This window comes from Bradyrhizobium sp. Leaf396, from assembly GCF_001424605.1.
In the GTDB taxonomy this organism is placed as follows: domain Bacteria; phylum Pseudomonadota; class Alphaproteobacteria; order Rhizobiales; family Xanthobacteraceae; genus Bradyrhizobium; species Bradyrhizobium japonicum_C.
Window position 1 is genome coordinate 284,427 of record NZ_LMQJ01000045.1, and the last position, 24,841, is coordinate 309,267.

Below are 24,841 nucleotides of genomic sequence, written 5' to 3' on the forward strand. Positions count from 1 at the left end.
CACCATGATCCATCGGCGCTTTTCGATCGGTACTGCCGGCGCAGAGCTCGCCATGCTGCAATGGGGCGAGCGCGGAAAGCCCCCTGCGCTGCTCTTACATGGCACCGGCTTCGTCGCCGACGTCTGGGACGAGGTCGCACGCGCACTTGCCTCAACCCACACCGTGTACGCGCTCGATCGCCGCGGCCATGGCGCCAGCCATAAGCCCGGCGCCTATCAATTTCTGGACTATGCAGAGGATGTCTGCCGGGTGGTCGACGCGCTCGATCTCCACGACATCTACGCAATCGGCCACAGCGCGGGTGCGACGGATCTCCTTCTCGCGGCGAGACTCTTGCCCGGTCGCTTCACACGCCTGTTCGCGATGGAACCGACCATCATGGATCCGCGCGCGGCGCGCGCCGGCGGATTGAGCGAGGAATCCCAATCCCTCGTGGCGGGCACGTTGCGCCGACGCGCCGAGTTCGACAGTGCCGACGCCGTGCTCGAACGCTACCGCACAGCGCCGGCCTTTGCTGATTGGACCGAGACCTCGCTACGCGCGTATGTACGCCACGGCTTCGTACCGCTCGGCGATGGCCGCATCCGGCTCTGCTGCACCCCCGAGATCGAATCCGCGATCCTGCGTCCGATCTTTGAGGCGATGGAGCAGGTGTATATTGGGGACGCTCGCGGCAACCCGTTCGCCTGGCTGACGGAGATCGAATGTCCTGTGCGCGTCACGACCGCCGCAAAGTCGGATGCGATCTACAAGGAGATGGCGCAACGCGCCGTGTCGCTGATTCCCCGCGTCAGCACGCAGGTCTTTGATGGCGCGGGACATTGCGTCGCGCAGGAAATGCCAGAACGTGTGGTGGAAGCCGTGCGGGACTACGCGAAAGCCGGCACCTGATTTTGCTGGCGGCCCGCAATCCAAGCCTGCTGAGTTCAGCCTCGGCTCGACCTTACGCCGACCTTCGCACGGCGTTGTCCACCAGCGTCTTGCCGAGCGACCAGATCGCACCCGGGACCTTGTGGCTGCCGGCGATCACGTCATCGAAGGCGCGCTCGATCCAGCTGCAGTCTTCCTCGGTGATGGTGAGCGGGGGCAGTAGCTTGATGGTGTGGCTGCCGTGACCGGCCACCTGCGTCAGGATCTTGTGGTCCTTGAACAGCGGCACGGTGATGAGCTGGCAGAACAGGCCCTTATTGGCGGTCTCAAGCACGTTCCAGGAGGCGCGCAGGCGCAACGATTTCGGCGGGCCGAACTCAACGCCGATCATGAGGCCCTTGCCGCGCACTTCCTTCATCAGCTCGTAGCCGGGCACCATGCGCGTCAGCGCGAGGCGCAACTCGGCACCGCGCTTTGCCGCTGATTCGATCAGCTTCTCGGACTCCATGACGTCCAGCGTGGCGATGCCCGCGGCCATGGCGAGGTCGTTCTTGGAGAAGGTGGAGCCGTGCACCACCGCGCGGTCCATCTGGTTGAAGATCTTGTCGAAGATGGCCTTGCGCGTCAGCACGGCGCCGACCGGCACGTGGCCACCCGACAGCGACTTCGACAGCAGCACCATGTCGGGCTCGACGTTCCAGTGCTCGACCGCGAGAAAGCGGCCGGTGCGACCCATGCCGGTCTGGATCTCGTCTGCAACGAACAGCGTGCCATATTTCTTGCAGAGCGCGGCGGCGCCGGGCAGGAACTCGTCCGTCGGCATGTTCACGCCCTTGCCCTGGATCGGCTCGACCACGAAAGCCGCGACCTCACGGGAGGCCAAAGCCTTTTCCAGCGCGGCCAGATCGTTGAAGGGGATCGGGGTGCAGCCCGGCAGCAGCGGCTCGAAGCCGGTCCGAAAATTCGAATCGCCGGTCAGCGACAGCGCGCCATAAGTCAGGCCGTGATAACCGTGGGCACAATAGACGATGCCGGGGCGGCCAGTGGCACCGCGCGCAAATTTGATCGCGGCCTCGACGCATTCGGCGCCGGAATTGGCGAAGAACGCCTTGTCGAGATAGGGCACGTATTTCAGCAGCCGTTCGGCCAGCACGCCGGCCAGCGTCGAGACGTCGAACTGGACCAGATTGGGCAGATCGGCATCGAGCACGCTCTTGAGCGCCTCTCGCATGACGGGATGATTGCGCCCGATGGCGAACACGCCAAAGCCGGACAACAGGTCGAGATAGCGAGCGCCCTCGCGATCGTAGAGGTACTGCCCCTGCCCCTTCTGGAAGCCGACATCGTAGCCGATGGTCTTGAGCACCCGAACGAACTGTTCGTTCAGATACCGGTTATGCAGGGTGCTGCGCTGGGCCTGACGGTCCGCGAAAAGCTGAGACATGTCTGGATTTGGGCTGTGCATCCGCTACATACTTCGATTGAGGGCCGTTTCGTCAACTGAAAACGGACCGCTACAGAAACGGTCTGTGCGGCCTTTTGCCCTTTTTCGGACCATCTTCGCAAGCACAGCTTTTAAATCATGTTGCACTGCCAAGGAACCATCATGCGTTTAGCCCTTTGCACCGGACTAATACTGGCTGGCGGTTACACCTGCCTGACACCCGCGCTCGCTGCTGACCCGACCGGGGACTGGCGGGTCGCCGATGGCGTTGCCAACATTCGGGTCGCCCAATGCTATGGCAGCATGTGGGGCGCGGTTTCCTGGGAAAAGCAGCCCGGTGGGCGCGACGAGAACAATCCGGATGCCTCGAAAAAGAACAGGCCGACGCTGGGCATGGCAACCCTGATCGACATGAAGAAGAAGCCCGGCATCGATCAGTGGGAAGGCCAAGTCTACAACGCCAAGGACGGCCAGCTCTACAGCGCGACCATCACGCCGGCTGGTCCCGATCAACTCGAAATCAAGGGCTGCGTGATGGGCTTCTTGTGCGGCGGCGAGACCTGGACCCGAGTGAGCCCGCCAATCCCCGCCAGTCCGGCTAACGCCATGGCCAAGGGCGCGCCGAAATCCAGCGGCGCTGCACCGAGGGCCCAAGGGGCCCAACAAGGAGCGCAAGCAGCCCAAGCCACGACAGGCGCCACCGCGCCTGCGCCTGCAACTCCGAAGGCCGCCGGTACAGCCAAGTCCGGTCAGAAGAACGCCGCCGACCCGGTCGGCGACATCTGCCTACTCCCGGAGATCGCGCGGTTTGCCCATTAGGGCCGGCTGGAACAGCAGGACAGCGGCGAGCGTCGTAACCAGCGAGAGTGCCAGTAGCTTGCCCATGCTGGACGTGCCGGGATGGCTCGACAGCCACAGGCTGCCAAACGCAGTCGCCGTCGTCAGCGCGCTGAAAAAGATCGCGCGCGTCAGGCTGGTCTGGAGCAGGTTTGTCCTGCCAGAGCGCCAAGCCACGACATAATAGATCTTGAAGGCGACGCCGACGCCGAGCAGCAGCGGAAGCGCGACGATGTTGGCGAAGTTGAGCGGCAGCCCAATCAACACGCAAATCTCGAGTGTCACCGCACCGGCGACCAGCAGCGGCACCAGCGTCATCAGCACGTCGACGAAGCGTCCCAGCGTGATCCACAGCAGGAGCCCGATCACCAGCAGCGCGTAGATGCCGGCGTGGATGAACGCCTTCACCACGGTGTCGCCTGATTTCAGGATCGACACAGGTCCGCCGATCGCGGTCGGCTCGGCCGCGAGCACCGCCGCCGCGAATTTGCGCAGCGTTTCGTTGTCGTTGGGATCTCCCTTGGGCAACGCTTCGACGCGGATGATGCCATCCTTGCTCTTCCACCCGCTGACGAGACCGGGCGGCAAGGATTGCAGGGTGACCGGCTCGGCCTGCATCGCGTTCCTGAGTTGGTTGAACACGATCTTCATCGGCGTGACGAATACATCCTGCGCCCTGTTGCGCGTAGTCTCGTCGCTATTGGCGAGCTTCTCGAGCGCGTCCGCCAATCGGCGCGAGGCAACTGCCCCCGGTCCCTTCGCGTCGCCTGCTGTTCGGCGCAGAGTGTCGACCGAAGATTTCAACGACTCGACGTTTTCCTGGTCCGTCGGTGGCGCGTCGATCTGCTCGGGGTTGAGCGCGGGGTTCAGCACCTTGGCGCCCTGCGCGAGCAGCTTCAGCTTCGGGCCCTGGTCCTGCGGCACGAAGCTGTTGAGCGACATCACCCTGAGCACCTCGGGCACCTTCTCCAGCCTCGCCTCGACTTGCTTTGCCTGCTCCTCAGACGTGACCATCACATTGATGGCATTCGCGCCGGTGTTGGGATCCTTGCGCAGGTCGAGGAAGGTCGCAATCGACTCGGCGTGCGGGTTACGCAGATTCATCGGATTGAAGTCGAACTTCATGAAATAGAGCAGCGGCATGCCGCCAAGCGCCAGCAGCAGCGTGCCCCCGACGATCAGCACGCGGTGCTTCTCCAGGAAGTGATCGAGCGGCGCCAGGAAGGCGTAGCCGACGGGCTCCGGCTCGCCGGGCGGGTTCAACAGCTTCAAGAGCGCCGGCAGCACGGTGATCGAGGAGATGAACGCGACCAGCATGCCGACACCGGCGATCTGGCCGAGTTCCGAAATGCCCTTGTAGTCGGTAGGCATGAAGCAGAGGAAGCCCGCTGCGGTAGCCATCGCCGCCAGCGACAGCGGCACCGCCGAACGCTTGGCCGCCAGCACCAGCGCCCCCGTGAGATCATCGTGCTTGTAGCGCTCGGAGCGATAGCGCACGCTGTACTGAATGCCGAAATCGACGCCGAGGCCTACGAACAGCACCGCGAACGCGATCGACAGCAGATTGAGGGAGCCGACCATCATCAGGCCCGCAGCGGTCGTGATCGCAAGTCCGACGAAGAGGTTGACGAAGACGGCGAAGATGATCTTCGCCGAGTGCAGCGCCAGCCAGAGGATGAGCAGCACGACGAGGATCGTGCCAATGCCGTTGACGACGGCGCCTTCCTGTACGGTGGCGTATTCCTCGTTGGCGATCGGGACCGGGCCGGTCAGCCGCACTCGCGCCTGATACTTGTTTGGAAAATCGAGGTCGGCCGCCGCTTTCCGGATCGCCTCGGTCGCATCCTTGCCGGGCTCCAGTGCGTTGTAGTCGAGGATCGGCTTGAACTCGATGAAGGTGCGCTTGTCCGAATCCTTCAACGGCTCGTCGCTGACGAGTTCGCGCCAGGAGAAGCTGGCATTGCCCTTGTTGAGCACGGTCTCGACCGTCTGCGCGATCAGATTGAAGGGCCGCGCGGTGTTGTCGAGCTTGACCTGGCCGCGCTTGACGCCAGCAAGTCCTGTTTCCAGCGCGCCGGTCAGGCCGCGGATGGAGGGATCGCCGGCCATGATCTCGATCAGCGGCGCGGCGGCTTCGAATTGGCCGGTGATCTTGGCGACTTCTTCCGTCGGCAGGAACAACAACCCATTTTTCTCGAAGAACTCGCCGCCGCCGAGTTGCTGCATCGACTGGAAGTTGGTCTTGTCGTCCTTCAGCCTGGCATAGAGCGCGTCTGTTGCCGCGCTCGCCATTTCCGGCGTCCGGGCCTCGACCACAGCGAGGATCGTTTCGTTCTGATCGAACGCTTTGTCGAATTGCTGGTCGCGCTTGCGCCAGTCGAGATTCTGAGAAATCAGCGAATTGATGTCGGTGTTGATGGCGAAGTGGCGCGCGGCGTAATAGCCCGCTCCGACCGACAGCAGGAGCCCGAGAACGACGACGAGGGAGGCAAACCGGGTGCAAGCCCTGACGATGGCGACGACGACGCTTTGCAGCACTTCTTTTCTTTCTGCGGTTAATAGCTTGCCGGAAACGCCCGCTGTTTATCGGAGTTCCCGGGCGAAACCTATTGCTGTTTTGAGTGGGTCTCGCCGTCGGGAGGTTCGAGGTAAACGGCGGGAGACCGTGGCAAAAAATCATGCGGGGGCGGTCGGTATAGCCCGGCACTTGAGGCGGGAAAGTGACGAAACATTCCGCACGAAACGCCACGCGCTCAAGCGAGCCCCTCTCCTTACTATAATACCGCAAATGCAATCCAGCCACGGTTCTCGGGGTTATCCGACCTTTCCTCATTGCCGATTTTTTGACACAAAGTATTGCGCCTCCATGCGCCGGCGCCCCAAATGAGGTGAAACGCTACCGCCTGCGCGAACCGATGGTGCGGATATTGCTGGTCATTGGTTAGTATTGGGGTGCCGCCGGGACTTTAGGAAAGCAATTGGTGCAACTTGCGTAATGGGCGTCCAATGGAGGTTTATCTGGCGCAACCGCGCGGCTTCTGCGCGGGCGTCGTGCGTGCGATCGAAATCGTGGAGCGGGCGCTGGAGAAGTATGGCCCGCCCGTCTACGTGCGCCATGAGATCGTGCACAACAAATACGTCGTCGAGAACCTGAAGAACAAAGGCGCGATCTTCGTCGAGGAACTCTCTGAGGTTCCACCGAAGGCCGTGACGGTCTTCAGCGCCCATGGTGTGGCCCGCAGCGTCGAGGAAGAGGCGACCGCGCGGGATCTTCCGGTGCTCAATGCCACCTGCCCCCTGGTCACGAAAGTTCACAATCAAGGGAAGCGCTACGTCGCCAAGGGCCGTACCCTGATCCTGATCGGCCATACCGGTCATCCCGAGGTCGAGGGCACGATGGGCCAAGTCCCGGGGCCAGTGCAGCTTGTCCAGAGCGTTGAAGAGGTTGAGGCGCTGACGCTGCCAGCGGATACGCCAGTGGCCTACATCACTCAGACCACCCTGTCGGTCGACGATACCAAAGACATCATCGCGGCCCTTCACGTCCGCTTTACAGACATTCAAGGTCCGGATATCCGGGATATCTGCTATGCGACACAGAACCGCCAATCTGCGGTAAGGGACTTGAGCAAGCTGGTCGACGTGATCTTGGTGGTAGGCGCTGCCAACAGCTCGAATTCGAACCGGCTTCGCGAAATCGGCACCGAGGCCGGCGTCGCGAGTTATTTGATTGCCGATGGCAGTGAGCTCAATCCGGAGTGGTTGAAAAATGCCAGGACCGTCGGCGTCACCGCCGGCGCTTCGGCGCCCGAGGTACTCGTGGATGACGTGATCGAAGCGATGCGGCGGATTGGACCAGTGAAGGTCTCGGTACTGCCGGGCCGCGAGGAAAACATCGAATTCCGGCTTCCGGCCCAGCTGGCCGCGAGCTGACCCACCCGAATTCAAAGCCCAGAAAGAAACCTGTAATGGCTATCCCGTTCTTCAAGGAAATGCGTATCGGCGGCTATTTGCTCAAGCAGAGACTGCTTGGCCGCAAACGCTATCCGCTCGTGCTGATGTTGGAGCCGCTGTTTCGCTGCAACCTTGCCTGCGTCGGCTGCGGCAAGATCGATTATCCGGATGCGATCCTCAACCGCCGCATGACGGCGCAGGAGTGCTGGGACGCGGCCGACGAGTGCGGCGCGCCGATGGTCGCCATTCCCGGTGGCGAGCCGCTGATCCACAAGGAGATCGGCGAGATCGTGCGCGGCCTCGTCGCGCGCAAGAAGTTCGTCTCACTCTGCACCAACGCGCTGCTGCTGGAGAAGAAGCTCGATCTGTTCGAGCCCTCCCCTTACCTGTTCTTCTCGGTGCATCTCGACGGCCTGCGCGACCACCACGACAAGGCGGTGTCGCAGAAGGGCGTGTTCGACCGCGCCGTCTCGGCGATCAAGGCGGCCAAGGCGCGCGGCTTCACCGTCAACGTCAACGCCACCATCTTCGACGGCCATCCGGCCGAGGAGATCGCCAAGTTCCTCGACCTCACGGTCGAGCTCGGCGTCGGCGTCTCCATGTCGCCGGGCTACGCCTACGAGCGCGCGCCGGACCAGGAGCACTTCCTCAACCGCACCAAGACCAAGAAGCTGTTCCGCGACGTCTTCGCCATGGGCAAGGGCAAGAAGTGGAACTTCATGCATTCCGGGCTGTTCCTGGACTTCCTCGCCGGCAACCAGGAGTACGAGTGCACGCCGTGGGGCATGCCCGCGCGCAACATCTTCGGCTGGCAGAAGCCCTGCTACCTGCTCGGTGAAGGCTACGCCAAGACCTTCAAGGAGCTGATGGAGACCACCGACTGGGACTCCTACGGCACCGGCCGTTACGAGAAGTGCGCCGACTGCATGGCCCATTGCGGCTACGAGCCGACGGCGGCGACCGCAGCGCTCAACAACCCGCTGAAGGCAATGTGGGTGGCGCTGCGCGGCGTCAGGACGACCGGCCCGATGGCGCCGGAGATCGACCTCTCCAAGCAGCGCCCGGCGCAGTACATCTTCTCGGAGCAGGTGCAGAAGAAGCTCTCCGAGATCCGCAAGGACGAAGCGGCCGCGGCGCAGGCGAAGACGGCGCAGAAGGCTTCGACTGCGGCCTGAGCGCGGGATGGCATCTAGCCACCCCGGGCTGCGGACACCAAAAGAGAAGGCCCGATCGCCAACGGCGACCGGGCCTCTTCTTTGTGAGCTTGAAAGCGCCGTTCAGGCGGCCTTGGAGACCAGTACTTCGCTCTCGACCAGCTCAGTGCCGATCAGATGGTCGCGGCAGCCGCGCAAAGACCGCAGCGCGCGATTGAAGTCGATGCCGGTCGAGACCAGCGCATGCAGCGTTGCCGGATTGCGGACGACGCCGCGCAGCACGGCCGCGAGGTCGATCTTGCCGTTCGGCTTGATGGCGGCGCGGGCGAGCGCGGGCAGCGCGCGATGGGCGGGGTCGCTGATGACGCGGACCGCGGCGAAAGGCAGCCCGGCCTCGGCGGCGTAGGCGGCCGCGATGTGGCTTTCCATGTCGACGGCGAAGGCACCCGTCTCCGAATGGAGCGCCGCCTTGCAGGACCGGCCCGTGACCACCTCCTCGGCGCCGGCGAGGCTGCCGCGCACGACGCGGCGGCGTCCCGACGTCAGGCGCTCGATGAGGTCGTCGCCGAGCGAGAGCCCGGCCGCCCAGCGGGTGTCGCCGGAGAGCACTTCGGTCGCCAGCACGACGTCGCCGGAGCGCAAGCTCGGGTCGAGGCCGCCGGCCACGCCGAACGAGATCACGCCGCGAATCGTTTCAGGGTCCACCACCGTCAGCAGCGCCCGCAATTGGGCCGGGCTGCTGGATGAGCAGATGACGGCCATTCCAGGCCCCGCCGCGATGCGGGCCTCCTGAACCAGTCCAGTCACAATCAATATTGGCCGCGGATCGATGGAATTACCCGCGGTAAAATAGTCCCCCGTCCCCAAAGTCACATTCCGACCCCTACCACCCTGCTGTTGGTGTTCCGCAAGTTCCGATACCGCGCCAACGCCCACAGCGGAAAGAACTTTGGGTAACCATGATACCGTAGATAGAACACGCGGGGGAAGCCTGTGGCGGTGTACCGCTGCTCGTCCCACAGTCCTTTTTTGTTTTGTGTTGCAATCAGGTACTCCACCCCGCGGGCGACGGCCGGGTGATCAACCTCGCCGGCCGCCATCAAGGCAAGCAAGGCCCATGCCGTTTGCGAGGCGGTTGAGGGGGCGGGCTCCCAGCCGTTGTAGTCCAGCCGGTAGCTGACCGCATCCTCGCCCCAGCCGCCGTCCTCGTTCTGGATCGAGGCCAGCCAATTGGCGGCTTTGCGGATCATGGGGTCCTTGTGATCGACCCCGGCCATGTTGAGCGCGCACAGCACCGACCAGGTTCCGTAAATGAAGTTCATGCCCCAGCGGCCGTACCAGGATCCCTCCGGGTGCTGGGTCTTCCGCAGGTAGGCGATCCCGTCAGCCACGTGCTTGCTGGTCTTCTCGGTCTCGCCGAGCTGGGCCAGCATCGAGATGCAGCGCGCGGTGACGTCCTCGGTCGGCGGGTCGAGCAGCGCGCCGTGGTCCGAGAACGGGATGTTGTTGAGGTAATATTCGAGGTTGTTGACGTCGAAGGCGGCCCAGCCGCCGTCGTCGCTCTGCATGCCCTCGATCCACTCCCGGCCGCGGGCGATCGCGGCGTCATAGCCGGTCGCGCCGTGCTCCCGGCGCATGCGGTCCATCGACATCACCACGACGGCGGTGTCGTCGAGATCGGGATAATGCGCGTTGTTGTACTGGAAGGCCCAGCCGCCAGGGCGGACGTTGGGCCGCTTCACCGCCCAGTCGCCCTTCACCTCGAGTTCCTGTTTCGGGAGCAGCCAGTCGAGGCCCTGCTTGGCCGCCGGCACCGCCTTGTCGCCACCGGCTTCCAGCAGCGCATGAGCGGTCAGCGTGGTGTCCCACACCGGCGAGACGCAGGGCTGGCAATAGGCCTCCTCGCCGTTGATGACGAGCAGCTTGTCGATGCCCCGGCGCGTGATTGCGCGCGGTGGATAGTTCTCGTCCTTGCCGAGCGCGTCGTACATCATCACGATGTTGGCCATCGGCGGATAGATCGCGCCCATGCCGTCCTCGCCGTTGAGGCGCTCTTCGGTGAATGCGAGCGCTGCGTCGATGGCGCGCTTGCGCAGGCTCTTCGGAAACATCGGCTCGACAACACGCAGGATCGCGTCGAGCGAGCGGAACAACAGGAACCAGGCCATGCTCTGGTGCGGTGCCTTCGCGGTCATGCCGATCGAGCGCGGGTCCTGGAGAAACAGCTCGTCGATGCCGACACCCTTCGGATTCCTCGCGCGCGGCTTGAGCGCCGCGATCACCATCAGCGGCACCATGGTGGTGCGCGCCCAATAAGAGATCTTGTTCAGATGGAACGGCGACCAGAACGGCAGCAGCACGATCTCTACCGGCAGCACCGGCACCGCGCGCCAGCTCACGACGCCGTACATCGCCAGCGTGAAGCGGGTGAAGACGTTGCTGTGGATCGCGCCGCCGCGCGCGCGGATCGCCTCGCGCGCGCGCACCATGTGCGGGCTGTCAATGGAATCGCCGATCATCTTCAGCGCGAAATACGCCTTCACGCTGGCGCTCATGTCGAACTCGCCGTCATGCACCAGCGGCCAGCCGCCATGGGCGCCCTGGATGCGGCGGAGATAATTGCCGATCCTGGCCTCGAGCACGGGATCGACCGGCTCGGCGAGATGATGCCGCAACAGAACGTATTCTGCGGGAATCGTGGCATCGGCCTCGAGCTCGAACACCCAATGGCCGTCGGGCTGCTGGAAGCCGAGGACGCCTTCGGCCGCCGATGCAATGCTCGATTCCAATACCTTCGAATCCAAACCCTTCGAGTTCAATGCCTCGCGGCTGGTCGCGTTCACGGAATCCATGTCGCTCGATTGCTCCGATAGTCCATTGAAATTGACCGGGACATTCACCCGTCAGGGCCGCTACTCAGGATCCTTTGGCGGCCAGAACCAGATCGGCGGCGCGATCGCCCGACCGCACCGATCCCTCGATGGTTGCAGGCAATCCCGTAGCAGTCCAGTCGCCGGCAAGAAACAGGTTTTTCAGCGCGGTGACCGGTCCCGGACGCAGGGCGTTCTGCGCCGGCGTCGCCGCAAATGTGGCACGGCGCTCGCGGACGATCTGCCAGGGAGGCAGTTCGCCGGATACACCGCCCGCCTTGCAGACATCATCCCAGATCGCCTGCGCGAGTTCCTCGCGGGGTCTGTCGACCAGACGGTCGCCGTTGCTGATGGTGACGGAGAGCCGGTTCGGGAACGCGAACAGCCATTCCACGACGCCGCCGATCACGCCGAGGATGGGCGGCGCGCCCGGCGGCGGCTCAAAACGGAAGTGCGCGTTGACGATGGCGCGGAATTCGGTCGGCGTCTTCACGCCGGGCAGCAGGCTGGAGGCGGCGCGCGGCGGCACCGCCATCACGACGACATCGCCGTCATCGAGCTGGATCACATCGTCGCCGCCGAAATTCAGCGCACTGGCCTTGCCGTCGCCGGTGGCAAACGAGCGCAGCTCATGGCCGAGTTGAACAGTGTGGCCGCGCTCAGCCAGGAACTTCACCGCGGGCTCGATCAGCACCGCGCTGAGGCCATCGCGCGCAATCAGCGGACGGCAGGCCTGCCCACCCGCAAGCAGCGTCTCGCGCACGATCGCGCCAGCGAGCCCGGCCGAGCCCTCGGGTGGGTCGACGTTGAGCGCCGCCAGCAGCAGCGGCTGCACCAGGCGCTGATAGAGCACGCCTTCTGTCGGAATGCATTTGCCGACCAGCGTCTCCTCCGATGCCCAGACCAGCGGCGCCAGCTTGAGGTAGTCGGTGAGGCCGGTATCGGGAACGCGGCGACTCTCGTCGAGCACCCAGGTCGGCAGCCGGCCATCGCCGAGATCGATCTGCCAGCGCTGTCCGGTCTTGATGTCAACGAAGGGAAACTGCGCACGCTCAGGACCGACAAGGCCCGCCTCGGTGCCGATCGCACGCGCATAGGCGCGGGCATGGTTGTTGCCCGACAGCAGCAGATGATTGCCGTTGTCGATGGTGAGGTTGGTGGCGCCGTCGAAATAGGAACGGCAACGGCCGCCGGCCTGGTGCGTCGCCTCGTGCACGGCGACCTTGAAGCCGGCATTGGCGAGCCGCACGGCGGCGGAGAGGCCGGAAATTCCGGCACCGATGATGTGCGCTGTGTTTTGCATCAGATGAAAGCGTAACGAAGCAGGATCAGGACCCGTGTGACCTTCGACACACGCACCGGCTCGCGCGGCGCGGTGAAACCGCGCGCGATCAGCAGGTCCAGGATGGAATGATAATATTTCGACATAATCCGCGGGGCGCGCACGACGCGGCGCTTGTTGCGGTTCATGATCTCGTCCGCCTTCTCGAAATGCGCCTTGGCCCGCTGCGTCAGCGGCATGCAGACCTTCGGCAGCGCGCGCTCGGCGATGACGCGGTTCGGATCGCTCGAGGTGATGCCGGCATGCAGCAGCGCCTCGCGCGGCAGATAGAGCCGGCCAAGGCCGGCATCCTCGTCGATGTCGCGCAAGATGTTGGTGAGCTGAAGCGCACGGCCCAGATGGTAGGCGAGCTGGATGCCCTCCTCCTCCGGCAGGCCAAAAACCCGCACAGACAGCCGCCCCACGGCGCTGGCGACGCGGTCGCAGTACAGATCCAGCGTCGCCATGTCGGGCGCGCGGATGTCCTGCGGCACGTCCATCTCCATGCCGTCGACGATCGCGAGGAAATCATCGCGCTTGAGGCCGAAGGTCTTCACCGAGGCGACGTAATCCTTCAGCCGCGGCGGCGGATTGCCCCGATAGAGAGCATCGATGTCGTTGCGCCACTCCTGAAGCGCGGCAAGCCGCTCCTCACGCGGGCCGTCGGAATCGGCGATGTCGTCGACCTGCCGGCAGAAGCTGTAGATCTGGAACATCGCTTCGCGCTGATCACGCGGCAGGATTCGCATCGCGGCATAAAACGAGCTGCCGGATGCAGTCGAGCCGTAATTGGCGCCGGGCGTGGTCGCCTCAAGCGTCATGTGCAGTCCCCGGTCTGGAAATGGCCTTGCGTCCGATCGCGCGGCGGCCGACTTCGCCGATCATGCCGGCGAGGCTGAAGGTGAGAAGCTCGAACTTGTTCAAATGCACGCGCTCGCGCAGGGGATCGCGCACTTTCAAGAGGCGCACGATACGATCGGCATAGGCCTGGATCACCGCGACGTCGATGCCGAGGCGAAAATCTCGGATCTCCGTGCTCAGCGACTTGCTCTGCTTGAGCAACGCCTCGTTGCGCGCGGCAAGCCCCTGAAGGCACGCCAGCATCGCCGGCGGCGACTGCGCAAGCCCGAGCTGCTCGACCGAGGCTCCGCTCGCGGCCAGCGCATCGCGCGGCAGGTAGACGCGGTTGAGCTCGCGGAAATCCTTGCCGCAATCCTGGAGGTGGTTGTTGATCTGCAAGCCTGCACAGAGCGCGTCCGATGCCGCCCAGGTCGAGGTGCTCTCGCCATGGACGTCGAGCATGAAGCGGCCGACCGGCATCGCCGAATAGCGGCAATAATGGATGACCTCGTCCCACGTCTCGTAACGCAGCTTGGTCACGTCCATGCGGAAGGCGATGAGCACGTCGAGCGCATGGCGCGGCGCCATGCCGCGCTCGGCCAGCGCGCGGCGCAGGATGACGGCCTCGGCCTGGGTGTCACCCTTGCCGAGCAGTTCCGCCTCAAGCAGATCGAGATAAGCGAGCTTCTGGTCAGGGGGCAGCGTCGCGTGATCGGCGATGTCGTCGGCAGTGCGAACGAAATTGTAATACGCGAGGATCAGAGCACGATGACGCGGATGAATGATCCAGGACGCGACGGGAAAATTCTCGTCGCGGTCACCCTTACCGGATCGCAATTCGCTCGCAGAGGTCATCGAGGGCTGGTTTACAATCGTGGACAGGAAGGCTTTTCGCTCGCGCGGGCTCATGCCGGCGATGCCGCCGCGGCCCCCATATAGGGGAATACGGCCGCAAAACCAATCCTGTCGCTCGATGGCCGCCCTTGCGGATCGTGCCCGGAAAGGCGGCCCCGGGGACCGCCCTTGTGGGCCAGTGGCCGACTTACTGGTTGTGGTTCTTCAGGACTTGGTCGCAGGCCTGCGAGATCTTGCTCCGGTTCTCCTTGAGGCAGGCCAGGATGGTGAAATCGCCCTGATCAATGACCGGGCGGCAGAACTTCTGCACGTCGCGCGTGCAGGCCTTCTGCTCGGCGTCCGTGCCGCGTCCTGCCTGGGCGAATGCCGCCGTCGGAAGGGAGGCCGACAGCAGGGTGAGAGCGACGAGAAGCTTACGCATAGTATTCCTTCATTCTGACGGCAGAATCGCACCAATCCCGGGCTGCACAGGGCGGAGGGCCGGAACGGATTGTTCTGATGGCGAGTCGCCGCGGGAGGTGCGGCCCAGAGAAGTCACAAGCACTGGCAAATGCGGCCAAATTGGTGCCGCGCCCACCGAATCAAGTCTTCCCCGCGCCCTCCTTGGCAGATGTAAGCGATTGATACTACGTCGTAATTCAGAGACATCGCATTTTACTGCACGGCTGTTGCAGAGCTGCATCTCTCGGCGCCCCCGTCCCGGCGGAAACACGTCGAAACACGGTATATCGCCAGGCCCAGGCATGGCGCGAGGCGCCGTGAACCACCATCTCTGGCAGTCCGGCTTTGAACCTGACAATGGCTCGGAGCACTAAACTTTCGATGTGGCGAGACGTTCTCACTGGTAGGCGAACGTCGTTCCAAAATGGGATATTTGCGATGACATTCTTTGGGCGATCTGGACTGGCACTCAGGACGGCCGGCATCGGGGCGGCGCTGCTCTTCTCAGTTTCGGCGAGCCATGCTCAGTCGTCCGGACCGTTTGCCGGTTTCGACGGCGCGTGGACCGGCACCGGCACGGTTTCATTGTCCGACGGCTCCACCGAGCGCATCCGCTGCAAGGCGGACTACAAGGTCGCCGGCAGCGGCCTCAACCTGAAGCAGGCGCTGAATTGCGCATCGGACAGCTACAAGTTCAATCTAACCAGTGACGTGACCAGCCAGGGCGAACGCATTTCCGGCAATTGGAGCGAGTCGAGCCGCAACATCTTCGGCAATCTCCAGGGCACCGCCGGTGGTGGCCAGATCGACGTGTTCGTCGAAGCCAACGGTTTTGCCGCCAACCTGTCGCTGCGCACCAACGGCACCAAGCAGACGGTGCAGATCTCCTCCAAGGGCGAGATCCGCGGCGTCAACATCACGATGACGAAGGGCTGACCTCCTTCTGACGTCGAGGGAATGAGCCTCCGGTTCTCACGAGCCGGGGGCTTTTTGCTGGCGAACAGGCAGCCTTCGTCCGTGAAGCCGTGTCTCGTGCTTTGCCTCTCATGCAAGGACGAAAGCCTGCTGCATCTGCCGGAGGCAGTGACCCAGACTATAGCGACTTCAACTTCGAGATCGACGCACCTACCCGCAAGCCAAACCCGATCCGCACATGGGACGCTCGTTCGGTGTGTGCTGGGACGGCGTGTTTCAGAAAGCCCAGTCCGAAGCGGACAAAATGGCCCTGTTCAACCACACGGGCGTGCTCTACCTGCTGAGCCTGCGGGAGCAGGACTACGCCCCGGGCGACTTCAAGTTCGATCGTTGCGGCATCATTCGGATCGAGGCGTGAGCGCGCTGGGCAGCGTCGGCCGACCCGCCGCTCAAATCGCCGGCTTGTTGGGGCCTTGAAGCTTGTCGTGCAGATTGATCAACCACATTGCCGTCGGCCTGAGGATGAAGAGGTCGGCAACGAGCGCCATGACCATCGAGAAAGCGCTCAGCCAGCCGAACAGCCGCAGCGACGGCAGGTCGGAGAACACGGTGACGACGAGGCCGCAGGCCAGCACCACCGTGGTCAGGATCAGCGCCGGGCCAACCAGCACGGTGGCGCGCTCGACCGCCAGCGCCGAGCCGACGCCCGGCTTGTTCTCCAGCCTCAGCCGGTTGAGGAAGTGGATGGTGGCACTCAATCCGAGGCCGAACGAGACGGTGAGCGCGACGACGCTGGCGAATTGCAGCCCCTCGCCCATAGCCCACAGCACCGCTCCCGACATCACCACCGGGAAGATGCCCGGCAGGATGCAGGCGAGCGTCACCACCCAGGAGCGGAACGCGAGACCAATGAAGATCGCGACCAGTGCGAACTCGATCGTGAGGCCGTGATTCAGCTTCTCGATCATGTTCGCCGAGTTACGCGCAGCGATGGCGGCAAGACCCGTCACCGCGATCTCGTAGCCCGGATGCTTCTTGCGCACGGCGTCGAGCTCGGAATCGAGCTTGTCGACAATCGGCAGCAATTGGCTGGAGTCCTTGTCCGGCACTCGGCCGGCCACAACGACGGCGTCCTGCTCGGCGTCGATGAAGCGTCGAACCAGATGCTCTGGAATGACGTTGACATATTCCTTCAGTGTCGCGACATCGGCGCTCCCCGCCTTCTCCGCCAGCCAGCGACGCAGCGTCTCAAGTGACCAGACGTTGCCGACACCAGCCGTCTTCTCCACGGTCGAATGCACGTCGGCGATGGTCTGAAGGGTCTCCGGGGAGTAGAGCGACTCGCCCTTGGGAAATGCGATCAGCACGTTGACGGGATTGGCGCCGGTGAGCTTGGCGTCGAGCCGGTCGCTTGCGGCAACCGCCTGGCGCTTGTCCGGCACCTGGTCGGCGAGCCGGTAGCGCGGCTCCAGATTGGCGTAGATGACGCCGAGGCCGCCGACGAAGAGCACCGCGATCAGGCTGAACAGGCCGGGCCGGCCGACCATGCGCACCGCGATCCAGTAGCAGAAATTTCGCAGGGCCTGGACGCCGGCATCGGCGCCCTGGAACTTGACCGCGAAGACCTTCTCGTTGCGCACGAGCAGCACGCCGAACACCGGTACGAGCGAGAGCACCGCGAACAGCGCGATGATGGTGGCGGCAAGGCCCGCCTCGCCGAATTTGCGGATCAGGTCGGAGTCTGAGAATTGCAGCGCGATGAAGGAAATGCCGGCGGTGCCGTGCGTCAACACGCAGGCCGGGCCCACCACCAGCACCGCATTCTTGAACGCGGTGAACTTGTCCTGGCCTGCGATCAGCCGGTCGCGCGCGGCGAAGGTGAGCTGCATCGAGTCCGAGAAGCTGATGACCATGATGAGCGGCGTCATCACGTTCAGGAACATGTTGAGATTGAAGTTGGCCCAGCCGAGCGCACCGAGAGCCAGCAGGATCGCAATCATCGGCGGGAATGCCGCCGCGATCATGAACGATATCTTGCGGAAGAAGATGATGGCGATGATACAGCCGGCGAGGATGCCAAGAACATTGTAGGTGAGCCCATCCCGCTCGACCGCGTTGCGGATCTCAAGCTGCATCACCGGCACGCCGGAGAGCTGCACGTTGAGCCCGGTGTCGCCGAGGTCCTCCTTCACCAGGTCGCGGATGTCGGCAACGGTCTTGGTCAGCTTGTTGGAAGCGACCACCTTCGGATCGAGCGAGAGCACGACCAGCGCCAGGGTGCCGTCTTCCGACAGCAGCTTGCCGCGGATGATCTCGTTGTTCTTTACGGTCTCGATGAACTTGTTGTACGCGTCGCCCTCTGGCAACTCAGCCGGGAACAGCGCCGCCGGCAGCTTACCCGGGGCCGGCGCCTGACGCGCCGAGAACAGCGAGACCAGTCCACGCGTGCCTTCGACCAGTTGCAGGTCAGTGACGAAATCGCGCAGCTTCTCCAGGTTGCTCCGTTCCAGAAGGGTCTTGCCCTCGACCACGACGAGAACGTCGAACTCCTCCGCAGGGAACTTCTTCGTGACCTCTTCGTACTGGCGGAATTCGCGGGTGTCGGAGCGGAAGAGCTGCGACAGCGAATCGTCGATCTTGATGCGGTAGATGCCGAAAACGGCGCCGACCATCAGGGCAAGCAGGACGATGCAGGACACAATCGGGGCGCGGACGGCGATCAGCCCGAGCCGCTCCAGCCCGAAGGCGATCGAGGACGTAGGTCCCTGCTCGACCTTGTCGACATGAACCTCATTCTCGCTGTGCTTTTCGAGCATGCCTTGTCCAGTTCCTAAATCATCGGTCTTGAGAGCTTATCGCGCTCCGCGAACGGCTTGAAAACGCCATACCAATGGGAGGCTTGCCCTTTGAAAATGCGCGGAAAATCGCCGCGAGGGGTTTAGCAGGTCAACAGGTCTTCTCGCAAGCAGGCCGAGCGTGTCCGAATCGATCAAGAAGCGGCGATCCGGGCCGCAGATGCCGGTCAGCCGGACGAGAATGTGCCGATTCGACGCGGCGCGCGCTCCGCGCTCTCATCCTTCAGTGCCACCCCGGTCACCTCCCGGGCGAGTCCCTCGCGGATCAGCCAGGCGATCTTGAAGGCGGCCTCGTCATGGCTCAACCCGGCATGATGGATGTTCGACACGCAATTGCGCTCGGCATCGGTGCGACCGGGCTGGGGCGCGAAGGTCAGATAGGCGCCGAGGCTGTCGGGCGCGGAGAGACCAGGCCGTTCGCCGATCAGCATGACGACCATGCGCGCGCCGAGAATGGCACCGATCTCGTCGCCGAGCGCGACGCGCGCGCCCGACGCGACGACGACATGGTCGATCGCGACAGCCTCGTCCTCGGCAAGCGAAGGCAACAGGCGCCTCACGACGTCGGCCGCATGACTGTGGACCGCCGCCGCGGACAGGCCGTCTGCGACCACGACCGCCAGCTGGCATGGCGCCGAGGCGCTTCGTGCCAGAAGCTGCGCCGAGCCGGGTTCGAGCCGGCGTCCCAGATCCGGCCGCCGCAGATAGTCGCTGCGGTCGAGCGCCTGGCTCCTGACTTCGGTCACGGCAAGTCCAAGCGGGCCGAGGTCGGCGATCAAGCGCGCCGCATCGAAGTCGGCATGCACGGCATCCCGGGCGCGGGCATGGTCCAGCGTGAAATCGAGCAGCGCCTTGGTCGGCAGGCTCGCACCGCTGCGCCCGAGCGCCACCCGCGCGGGCGTGAAGGTCCGCAAGTCAAGCGTCGAACGGCGCGGGACAGCCGGATCAGACATGTCGCATCATTCGGCGGGAACGGCCGCCTCGCGCAGGCGGATCGAATAGTTCGAGGCGTTCTGCTCGCCACTGGAGGCGGCACGCGCAAAGGTGATGAGATGGTGCGCGATCAGCGTGCAGCCGATAAGGCCTTCGATATCGCCGCGCTTGATGCGTCCCAGTGCGAATTTCCAGAACACGCGCCTGTAGTCGCCGAGCACACCGACCTTCCAGAAGATATTGCGCAGCATGACGAGACCGCGCCTGATGTTGCGCCAGGTCTTCATCTCGTCCGGCACCGGCATCTTGAGGCGGCGGGCGTAGACATTGTCGCACTGATATTGGTAGCGCGCGTAGACCTTTTCGGGCGCATAAGCGGCCGCCATCGCGTGCTTCCAGGACGCGACGACCTCATCATAGGGCAACAGGAAATCGACATTGGAGTCCCGGCCGTCGTCGTGGACCAGGCGTCCCTCGCGCTCCAGGCGATCCCACAGCGGAGTCTTCGGCAAGGCCTGGAGCAGGTTGATGGTGAGCAGCGGAATCCGGGACTCCTCGACGAAAGCGAGCAGCGCTTCCGAGGTGTTCGGCTTGTCGGTGTCGAGCCCCATGATAATGCCGGAGACGACCTCCATGCCGTAGGAGTTGATGGTACGCACCCCCTCCAGGATCGGGACCATCATGTTGTGGTCCTTCTGCATCGCTTTCAGCGCATCAGGATCGGGCGTCTCGATGCCGCAGAAGATGGTGACGAAGTAGGCCTCGCGCATCTTCTCGAGGATCTCGGGCCGCTTGGCGATGTTGAGCGTCGCCTCGCAGGCGAGCCGCACCACATAGCCCGTCCTCTTCTGCCATTCGATCAAATGCGGCAACAGGTCGAGCGCCGCTTTGCGATTGCCGATGAAATTGTCGTCGACGAAATAGACCGTGTCGGTCATGCCGCATTCGCGCAGGCGGTCGAGCTCGGCGATGATCTGCTGCGGCGCCTTGATGCGCGGATTGCGGCCATAGAGACCGGGGATGTCGCAGAACTCGCACTGATACGGACAGCCGCTGGAATACTGGATGCTGCCGAGGAAATATTTCTTCACGTCGGCCAGCTCATAGGCCGGAATCGGAAATTCCGTCATGGGCACGCGGTCTTTGGTCGTGAGCACGACCTGCTGCTCCGGGCGCGAGGTGTCGCGCGACAGGATCTCGATCAGCTGGTTGGTGGCATCACCGAGCTCGCCGACATGCAGATAGTCGAAGGACGGATAATAGTCCGGGCAGGCGCTGACCGAGGGCCCGCCGAGCGCGACCGGCAGGTCGAAATCATGGGCGCGGCGGCAGATGTCGTTCATCTGCTGGCGTTGGATATGCATGCCGCTGACGAAGACCGCTTCGGCCCATTCGAACTCCTCCTTCGTCGTGCGGCGCAGATTCTCGTCGACGAATTTGACCTGCCACTCCTGCGGAAGGTAGGCGGAAATCAGCAGCAGCCCCTGCGGCGGCATGAAGGCGCGGACGCCATCGGTCAGCGGATAGGAATGCTCGAACGTGCCGAATGATGAAGTGTAGCGCGGAAACACACAGAGGATCCGCCGGGACGTTCCGTTACTTTCAGCTCGCATCAAAGCTCCCCCGCCACGACCTGGTTGCGGAAATTGCCAGCCAGACACATAGCGTAATGCTGCGGCCGGAATTTCTCAATATTGTGGCGGAAGCATAATCCCCAGAGGGACCAATGGTTTCCTGAGCGAGCTCGCGCTCCGCCTCAGGCGATCAGCCGCGCGGCAAAATCCGGCAGCAGGCCTGCATCGCTTGCAAGTCGGGAATCGGCTCCCGCGATGCCCGAGCGTGCCAGCCAAGCGTCGAATTCCGGTGCGCGGCGCAAGCCGAAGACGTCGCGGACATAGAGCGCGTCGTGAAAAGACGTCGACTGGTAGTTCAGCATGACGTCGTCGGCACCCGGGACGCCCATGATGAAGGTGACGCCGGCGGCGGCGAGCAGCGTCAGCAGATTGTCCATGTCGTCCTGGTCCGCTTCGGCGTGGTTGGTGTAGCAGATGTCGACCCCGAGCGGCAGGCCAAGCAACTTGCCGCAGAAATGATCTTCCAGCCCGGCCCGGATGATCTCCTTGCCGTCATAGAGATATTCCGGGCCGATGAAGCCAACCACGCTATTGACCAGCAGCGGCGCAAAGGCGCGGGCGACCGCATAGGCCCGCGCCTCGCAGGTCTGCTGGTCGACGCCGTGATGGGCGCCGGCCGACAGCGCCGAGCCCTGGCCGGTCTCGAAATACATCACGTTCTGTCCGACCGTGCCGCGCCTGAGCGACAGCCCGGCCTGCTGCACCTCCTTCAGAAGCGCGAGATCGATGCCGAAACTACGGTTGGCGGCCTCCGTGCCGGCGACCGACTGGAAAACCAGATCGACCGGCACGCCCTTCCCGATCAGCGACAGCGTCGTCGTGACATGGGTGAGGACGCAGCCTTGCGTCGGGATCTGCAGCCGCGCGATGATCTCGTCGAGCAGCCGTAGCAATTGCCCGATGACGGCGGGATCGTCGCTCGCGGGATTGATGCCGATGCAGGCATCGCCGGCACCCAACAAGATGCCGTCCAGGATTGAGGCAGTGATGCCTTTGGCATCGTCGAACGGATGGTTCGGCTGCAGCCGCGTGCTCATCCGCCCCTTCAATCCGATGGTGTTGCGGAAGGCGGTTGTGACCTCGCATTTCCGCGCCGCCAGGATCAGATCCTGGTTCCGCATCAGTTTCGAGACCGCCGCCGCCATCTCCGGGGTGATGCCGGGCGCGAGCGTCTTCAACACCTCCGGCGTTGCGGAGTCCGACAGCAGCCAGTCGCGAAAAGCTCCGACCGTCAAGGAGGCGACCGGCGCGAAGGCCTTGGCATCATGGCTGTCGATGACGAGGCGGGTGACCTCATCGGCCTCGTAGGGGATGACCGCTTCCTGAAGGAACTGCCCGAGCGGGACGTCTGCAAGCGCCATCCGCGCCGCGATCATCTGCGCCGCAGTCTCGGCGGCGACCGCGGCCAGCCGGTCGCCGGAGCGCGGCGGCGTCGCCTTGGCCAGGAGATCGCGCAGGTCCGGGAACGTGTAGCTCGTGGCGTCGATGGTGTGGCGGTAGACCAAGGGCCTCTCCGGAGTTCGTCGGCCAATGGCCGAGGGCAGATCGATCTTGAAGGCGATCCCGGCCGCAGGGAATACGCCCTTGGCGGCCGGTGTGCACGCCGATGTTCGCGGCATCCCGCTGCTGCAGCCGGCCGAAACCGACGATGCTCCGTCAACGCACTGAAATACCTCGACTTCCTAGCGCGGGGCGCTCGCCTGCCGGACCAACGGCGTTAACGTCACGTCCACCTTCCTCCTGCAAAGTTCTGCATCAGTTCCAACCAACCCCGCTCACCGGCCATTTCAGGCCATTCCGGGCCGCTGAACACCATGACATCCGACCGATCTGGGAATGCCACGAAGCTGGCAGGCCGATTCACGCTTGCCACCAAGCTGTACGCGATCTTTGGGCTGTTCGCGCTGCTCACGGCGGCGATCGCACTGCTGTCCGACTACAACAGCCGCCGCAGCGCCGACCTCGCCAACGCGATCGAGACGGCGAACGCCGCCGCGCTGAACGTCGAACGCGTCAACTCGCTCGTTTATGCCGTCGTGATGGAATCGCGCGGCGTCTACATGTCGACCGAGCCGGCGGTGGTGAAGAAATACGGAGACGGGCTGCTCAAGTTCAACGCCCAGATCCTCGACGTCGTGAAGCGCTGGGAGACCATCGTCAAAGCCGACGATGCCGAACAGTTCGCCACCTTCAGGAAGCGCATCGAGCAGTTCGTCGAGTTCCGCAAGGAACTGGTGCGCCGCGGCGTCGAGATCAATGCAGCCGCAGGCCGCGAATGGGGCGACAACGACGCCAACCGCGCCGTGCGTTCCGCGCTGAACAAGGATCTCGAGGCGCTGTCCAAGGTCTATGCCGAGCGGGCCAAACAGATCGCGCAGCAGACCGAGACCAGTCGCGAGCTGTCTTTCGTGCTGACCTGTCTCGGCGGCGTGGCGCTGGCCCTGGTCGTGCTCGGCATCGTCATCATCGCCCGCTCGATCGCCCGGCCGCTCGCCGCGATCACCGGCACCATCAAGCAGGTCGCCGACGGCGCCGAAAACGTCGCGGTGCCGTACTCCGAACGCGCCGACGAGATCGGCGCACTGGCCCGCGCGATCCAGGTCTTTCAGGAGGCGATGGGCCGCAATCGCGACCTCGCCTCGCAGGTCTCGCAGGACTCGGCTGCGCGCGAGGAGCGTGCCCGCCATATCGAACGATCCGTCGAAACGTTCCGCGAGGCGATCGGCGCGGTCATGCGCGGCCTCAGCGACAACGCCTCCACCATGCGCGAGACCGCACAGACCATCACGCGTGTCACCGCGGACGCGAGCAGCCGTGCCGGCACCGCGGCGAACGCCACCGAACAGGCCTCGCACAACGTCACGGCGGTCGCGGGCGCGGCAGAGGAACTGTCTGCCTCGGTGGTGGAGATCGGCCGCCAGGTGCGGCAGAGTGCCGGGGCGGTCGAGCAGACCGGCCAGCGCACAGAGAAATCGATCTCCGAGATCGAGAGCCTCGCCGCGGCCACCCAGCGCATCGACGGCGTGCTCAACCTGATCCAGGCGATCGCCGAGCAGACCAACCTGCTTGCGCTGAACGCAACAATCGAGGCCGCGCGCGCCGGCGATGCCGGCCGCGGCTTTGCCGTGGTCGCTCACGAGGTGAAGGCGCTGGCAGGACAGACCGCCAAGGCCACCGCCGAGATCAGCGAGAACGTCTCGATGATCCAGGCCTCGACGCGCAACGCGGTCGACGCTGTCCGCGAGATCGGCGGGGCGGTGCGCGAGATCAACGAGGTCACCTCGGCGATCGCGGGCGCCGTCAGTCAACAGGACGCCGCCACCCGCGAGATCTCCTCGAACGCGCAAAGCGCAGCCCAAGGCAACGAGACGCTTGTGGCAAACATCACCTCGCTGCGCGATGCCATCGGCGAGACGGACACGGCGGCTGCCTCGGTGCTGACGGCGGCGAGCAGCGTGACGGAGACGGCGCAGACGCTGTCGCGGGAGGTGGAGAAGTTCTTCCAGAACTTGCGCGGAGGATCGGCGGACAGCCGGATCGCCAAGGCGGGATGATTGTGGGTTTCGCCCGCCCCGCACTCGGCGATCGAGTCGCTCAACAAAAACCAGAAAACAACCCCATGCACAGTAGCAATCGCCAGCATCTTCAATGCCTGGCGGGCAATTTCTGATTTGGCGAAATCTATTTGACACGTCGGGCAAAACATCGACATGATGCAACGATGGCGACCGGCGGCCCGAGCCGGGACGAGGTCTGGCCAAGGCCTGGAGCCTTTGCTGGAATCGAGAGATGCCGACCTCTGGCGGTGAGCTTTGCAGACCTTCGTCCTCAATGGCGACGAAGCAGAAGCTTCCGAGCGCACAGCGGCTCCGGATCCGGCCATCCGCAATGGGATCACAGCAGTCACCTGAGCAATT

At 64.0% G+C, this 24,841-nt stretch carries 19 protein-coding genes; 7 read left to right on the forward strand and 12 right to left on the reverse strand.

Going from position 1 to position 24,841, the window contains the following annotated elements; translation table 11 throughout:
* The first annotated feature begins 4 nt into the window (after nucleotides 1-4).
* Nucleotides 5-892 carry an alpha/beta fold hydrolase gene (locus ASG57_RS28740; RefSeq protein WP_024339756.1) on the forward strand — a complete coding sequence of 296 codons (888 nt, stop codon included), beginning with the start codon at nucleotides 5-7 and terminating at the stop codon, nucleotides 890-892.
* A gap of 52 nt (nucleotides 893-944) precedes the next feature.
* On the opposite strand, the gene hpnO is transcribed toward ASG57_RS28740, so the two are convergent.
* A complete protein-coding gene (gene hpnO, locus ASG57_RS28745) occupies nucleotides 945-2,336 on the reverse strand; it encodes an aminobacteriohopanetriol synthase HpnO (RefSeq protein WP_024339755.1) in 1,392 nt (463 codons plus the stop codon).
* Between the two features lie 141 nt (nucleotides 2,337-2,477).
* Between hpnO and ASG57_RS28750 the strand changes: the two genes are divergently transcribed.
* Nucleotides 2,478-3,134 carry a DUF2147 domain-containing protein gene (locus tag ASG57_RS28750; protein ID WP_024339754.1) on the forward strand — a complete coding sequence of 219 codons (657 nt, stop codon included), beginning with the start codon at nucleotides 2,478-2,480 and terminating at the stop codon, nucleotides 3,132-3,134.
* Here the strand turns inward: ASG57_RS28750 and hpnN are convergent.
* A complete protein-coding gene (gene hpnN / locus ASG57_RS28755; RefSeq protein WP_024339753.1) occupies nucleotides 3,102-5,690 on the reverse strand; it encodes a hopanoid transporter HpnN in 2,589 nt (862 codons plus the stop codon). The two genes, ASG57_RS28750 and hpnN, sit on opposite strands and share 33 nt — an antisense overlap.
* 468 nt (nucleotides 5,691-6,158) lie before the next feature.
* Here hpnN and ispH point away from each other — a divergent pair, with 468 nt between their 5' ends.
* Nucleotides 6,159-7,085, forward strand: a complete 927-nt coding sequence (ispH, locus tag ASG57_RS28760) for a 4-hydroxy-3-methylbut-2-enyl diphosphate reductase (protein WP_024339752.1) — start codon at nucleotides 6,159-6,161, stop codon at nucleotides 7,083-7,085.
* A gap of 35 nt (nucleotides 7,086-7,120) precedes the next feature.
* Nucleotides 7,121-8,281 carry an adenosyl-hopene transferase HpnH gene (gene hpnH, locus ASG57_RS28765; protein WP_024339751.1) on the forward strand — a complete coding sequence of 387 codons (1,161 nt, stop codon included), beginning with the start codon at nucleotides 7,121-7,123 and terminating at the stop codon, nucleotides 8,279-8,281.
* A gap of 102 nt (nucleotides 8,282-8,383) precedes the next feature.
* On the opposite strand, the gene ASG57_RS28770 is transcribed toward hpnH, so the two are convergent.
* The 6 genes from ASG57_RS28770 to ASG57_RS28795 form a co-directional block, all read right to left on the reverse strand.
* Entirely contained in the window at nucleotides 8,384-9,133 is a 750-nt protein-coding gene (locus ASG57_RS28770; protein ID WP_024339750.1) for a phosphorylase, read from the reverse strand.
* Nucleotides 9,130-11,112 carry a squalene--hopene cyclase gene (gene shc / locus ASG57_RS28775; RefSeq protein ID WP_024339749.1) on the reverse strand — a complete coding sequence of 661 codons (1,983 nt, stop codon included), beginning with the start codon at nucleotides 11,110-11,112 and terminating at the stop codon, nucleotides 9,130-9,132. The genes ASG57_RS28770 and shc overlap by 4 nt, the downstream gene beginning before the upstream one ends.
* A gap of 64 nt (nucleotides 11,113-11,176) precedes the next feature.
* The gene (gene hpnE / locus ASG57_RS28780) at nucleotides 11,177-12,433 is read right to left on the reverse strand and encodes a hydroxysqualene dehydroxylase HpnE (RefSeq protein ID WP_024339748.1); all 1,257 of its coding nucleotides are present in this window, start codon (nucleotides 12,431-12,433) and stop codon (nucleotides 11,177-11,179) included.
* Nucleotides 12,433-13,272, reverse strand: coding sequence for a presqualene diphosphate synthase HpnD (gene hpnD / locus ASG57_RS28785; protein ID WP_024339747.1), 840 nt, complete (start codon nucleotides 13,270-13,272; stop codon nucleotides 12,433-12,435). Before hpnD ends, hpnE begins: the two co-directional genes overlap by 1 nt.
* A complete protein-coding gene (gene hpnC / locus ASG57_RS28790) occupies nucleotides 13,262-14,146 on the reverse strand; it encodes a squalene synthase HpnC (protein WP_024339746.1) in 885 nt (294 codons plus the stop codon). The genes hpnD and hpnC overlap by 11 nt, the downstream gene beginning before the upstream one ends.
* Nucleotides 14,147-14,333: 187 nt before the next feature.
* Nucleotides 14,334-14,567, reverse strand: a complete 234-nt coding sequence (locus tag ASG57_RS28795; RefSeq protein WP_057198524.1) for a hypothetical protein — start codon at nucleotides 14,565-14,567, stop codon at nucleotides 14,334-14,336.
* 458 nt (nucleotides 14,568-15,025) lie between these two features.
* Here ASG57_RS28795 and ASG57_RS28800 point away from each other — a divergent pair, with 458 nt between their 5' ends.
* Both ASG57_RS28800 and ASG57_RS38870 read left to right on the forward strand, forming a co-directional pair.
* A complete protein-coding gene (locus ASG57_RS28800; RefSeq protein WP_024339744.1) occupies nucleotides 15,026-15,523 on the forward strand; it encodes a hypothetical protein in 498 nt (165 codons plus the stop codon).
* Between the two features lie 217 nt (nucleotides 15,524-15,740).
* Nucleotides 15,741-15,920 carry a hypothetical protein gene (locus tag ASG57_RS38870; RefSeq protein WP_024339743.1) on the forward strand — a complete coding sequence of 60 codons (180 nt, stop codon included), beginning with the start codon at nucleotides 15,741-15,743 and terminating at the stop codon, nucleotides 15,918-15,920.
* A gap of 31 nt (nucleotides 15,921-15,951) precedes the next feature.
* Here ASG57_RS38870 and ASG57_RS28810 read toward each other — a convergent pair whose 3' ends face one another.
* From ASG57_RS28810 to ASG57_RS28825, 4 genes are all read right to left on the reverse strand, one after another.
* The gene (locus ASG57_RS28810) at nucleotides 15,952-18,318 is read right to left on the reverse strand and encodes an efflux RND transporter permease subunit (protein ID WP_024339742.1); all 2,367 of its coding nucleotides are present in this window, start codon (nucleotides 18,316-18,318) and stop codon (nucleotides 15,952-15,954) included.
* Between the two features lie 206 nt (nucleotides 18,319-18,524).
* Nucleotides 18,525-19,310, reverse strand: a complete 786-nt coding sequence (gene eutC, locus ASG57_RS28815) for an ethanolamine ammonia-lyase subunit EutC (RefSeq protein ID WP_024339741.1) — start codon at nucleotides 19,308-19,310, stop codon at nucleotides 18,525-18,527.
* A gap of 6 nt (nucleotides 19,311-19,316) precedes the next feature.
* Nucleotides 19,317-20,903, reverse strand: coding sequence for a B12-binding domain-containing radical SAM protein (locus tag ASG57_RS28820; protein ID WP_024339740.1), 1,587 nt, complete (start codon nucleotides 20,901-20,903; stop codon nucleotides 19,317-19,319).
* A gap of 143 nt (nucleotides 20,904-21,046) precedes the next feature.
* On the reverse strand, nucleotides 21,047-22,429 hold the full coding sequence (locus tag ASG57_RS28825) for an ethanolamine ammonia-lyase subunit EutB (protein WP_024339739.1): 1,383 nt from the start codon (nucleotides 22,427-22,429) through the stop codon (nucleotides 21,047-21,049).
* A gap of 309 nt (nucleotides 22,430-22,738) precedes the next feature.
* Here ASG57_RS28825 and ASG57_RS28830 point away from each other — a divergent pair, with 309 nt between their 5' ends.
* Nucleotides 22,739-24,478, forward strand: a complete 1,740-nt coding sequence (locus ASG57_RS28830) for a methyl-accepting chemotaxis protein (protein WP_024339738.1) — start codon at nucleotides 22,739-22,741, stop codon at nucleotides 24,476-24,478.
* The last annotated feature ends 363 nt before the right edge of the window (nucleotides 24,479-24,841 follow it).

Excerpts from the sequence above, each read along its gene's own strand:
- ASG57_RS28740 (WP_024339756.1), top strand. The coding sequence starts at position 5 with ATGATCCATCGGCGCTTTTCGATCGGTACTGCCGGCGCAGAGCTCGCC.
- hpnO (WP_024339755.1), bottom strand. The coding sequence starts at position 2,336 with ATGCACAGCCCAAATCCAGACATGTCTCAGCTTTTCGCGGACCGTCAG.
- ASG57_RS28750 (WP_024339754.1), top strand. The coding sequence starts at position 2,478 with ATGCGTTTAGCCCTTTGCACCGGACTAATACTGGCTGGCGGTTACACC.
- ispH (WP_024339752.1), top strand. The coding sequence starts at position 6,159 with ATGGAGGTTTATCTGGCGCAACCGCGCGGCTTCTGCGCGGGCGTCGTG.
- hpnH (WP_024339751.1), top strand. The coding sequence starts at position 7,121 with ATGGCTATCCCGTTCTTCAAGGAAATGCGTATCGGCGGCTATTTGCTC.
- shc (WP_024339749.1), bottom strand. The coding sequence starts at position 11,112 with ATGGATTCCGTGAACGCGACCAGCCGCGAGGCATTGAACTCGAAGGGT.
- hpnE (WP_024339748.1), bottom strand. The coding sequence starts at position 12,433 with ATGCAAAACACAGCGCACATCATCGGTGCCGGAATTTCCGGCCTCTCC.
- hpnD (WP_024339747.1), bottom strand. The coding sequence starts at position 13,272 with ATGACGCTTGAGGCGACCACGCCCGGCGCCAATTACGGCTCGACTGCA.
- hpnC (WP_024339746.1), bottom strand. The coding sequence starts at position 14,146 with ATGACCTCTGCGAGCGAATTGCGATCCGGTAAGGGTGACCGCGACGAG.
- ASG57_RS28795 (WP_057198524.1), bottom strand. The coding sequence starts at position 14,567 with ATGCGTAAGCTTCTCGTCGCTCTCACCCTGCTGTCGGCCTCCCTTCCG.
- ASG57_RS28800 (WP_024339744.1), top strand. The coding sequence starts at position 15,026 with ATGACATTCTTTGGGCGATCTGGACTGGCACTCAGGACGGCCGGCATC.
- ASG57_RS38870 (WP_024339743.1), top strand. The coding sequence starts at position 15,741 with ATGGGACGCTCGTTCGGTGTGTGCTGGGACGGCGTGTTTCAGAAAGCC.
- ASG57_RS28810 (WP_024339742.1), bottom strand. The coding sequence starts at position 18,318 with ATGCTCGAAAAGCACAGCGAGAATGAGGTTCATGTCGACAAGGTCGAG.
- eutC (WP_024339741.1), bottom strand. The coding sequence starts at position 19,310 with ATGTCTGATCCGGCTGTCCCGCGCCGTTCGACGCTTGACTTGCGGACC.
- ASG57_RS28820 (WP_024339740.1), bottom strand. The coding sequence starts at position 20,903 with ATGCGAGCTGAAAGTAACGGAACGTCCCGGCGGATCCTCTGTGTGTTT.
- ASG57_RS28830 (WP_024339738.1), top strand. The coding sequence starts at position 22,739 with ATGACATCCGACCGATCTGGGAATGCCACGAAGCTGGCAGGCCGATTC.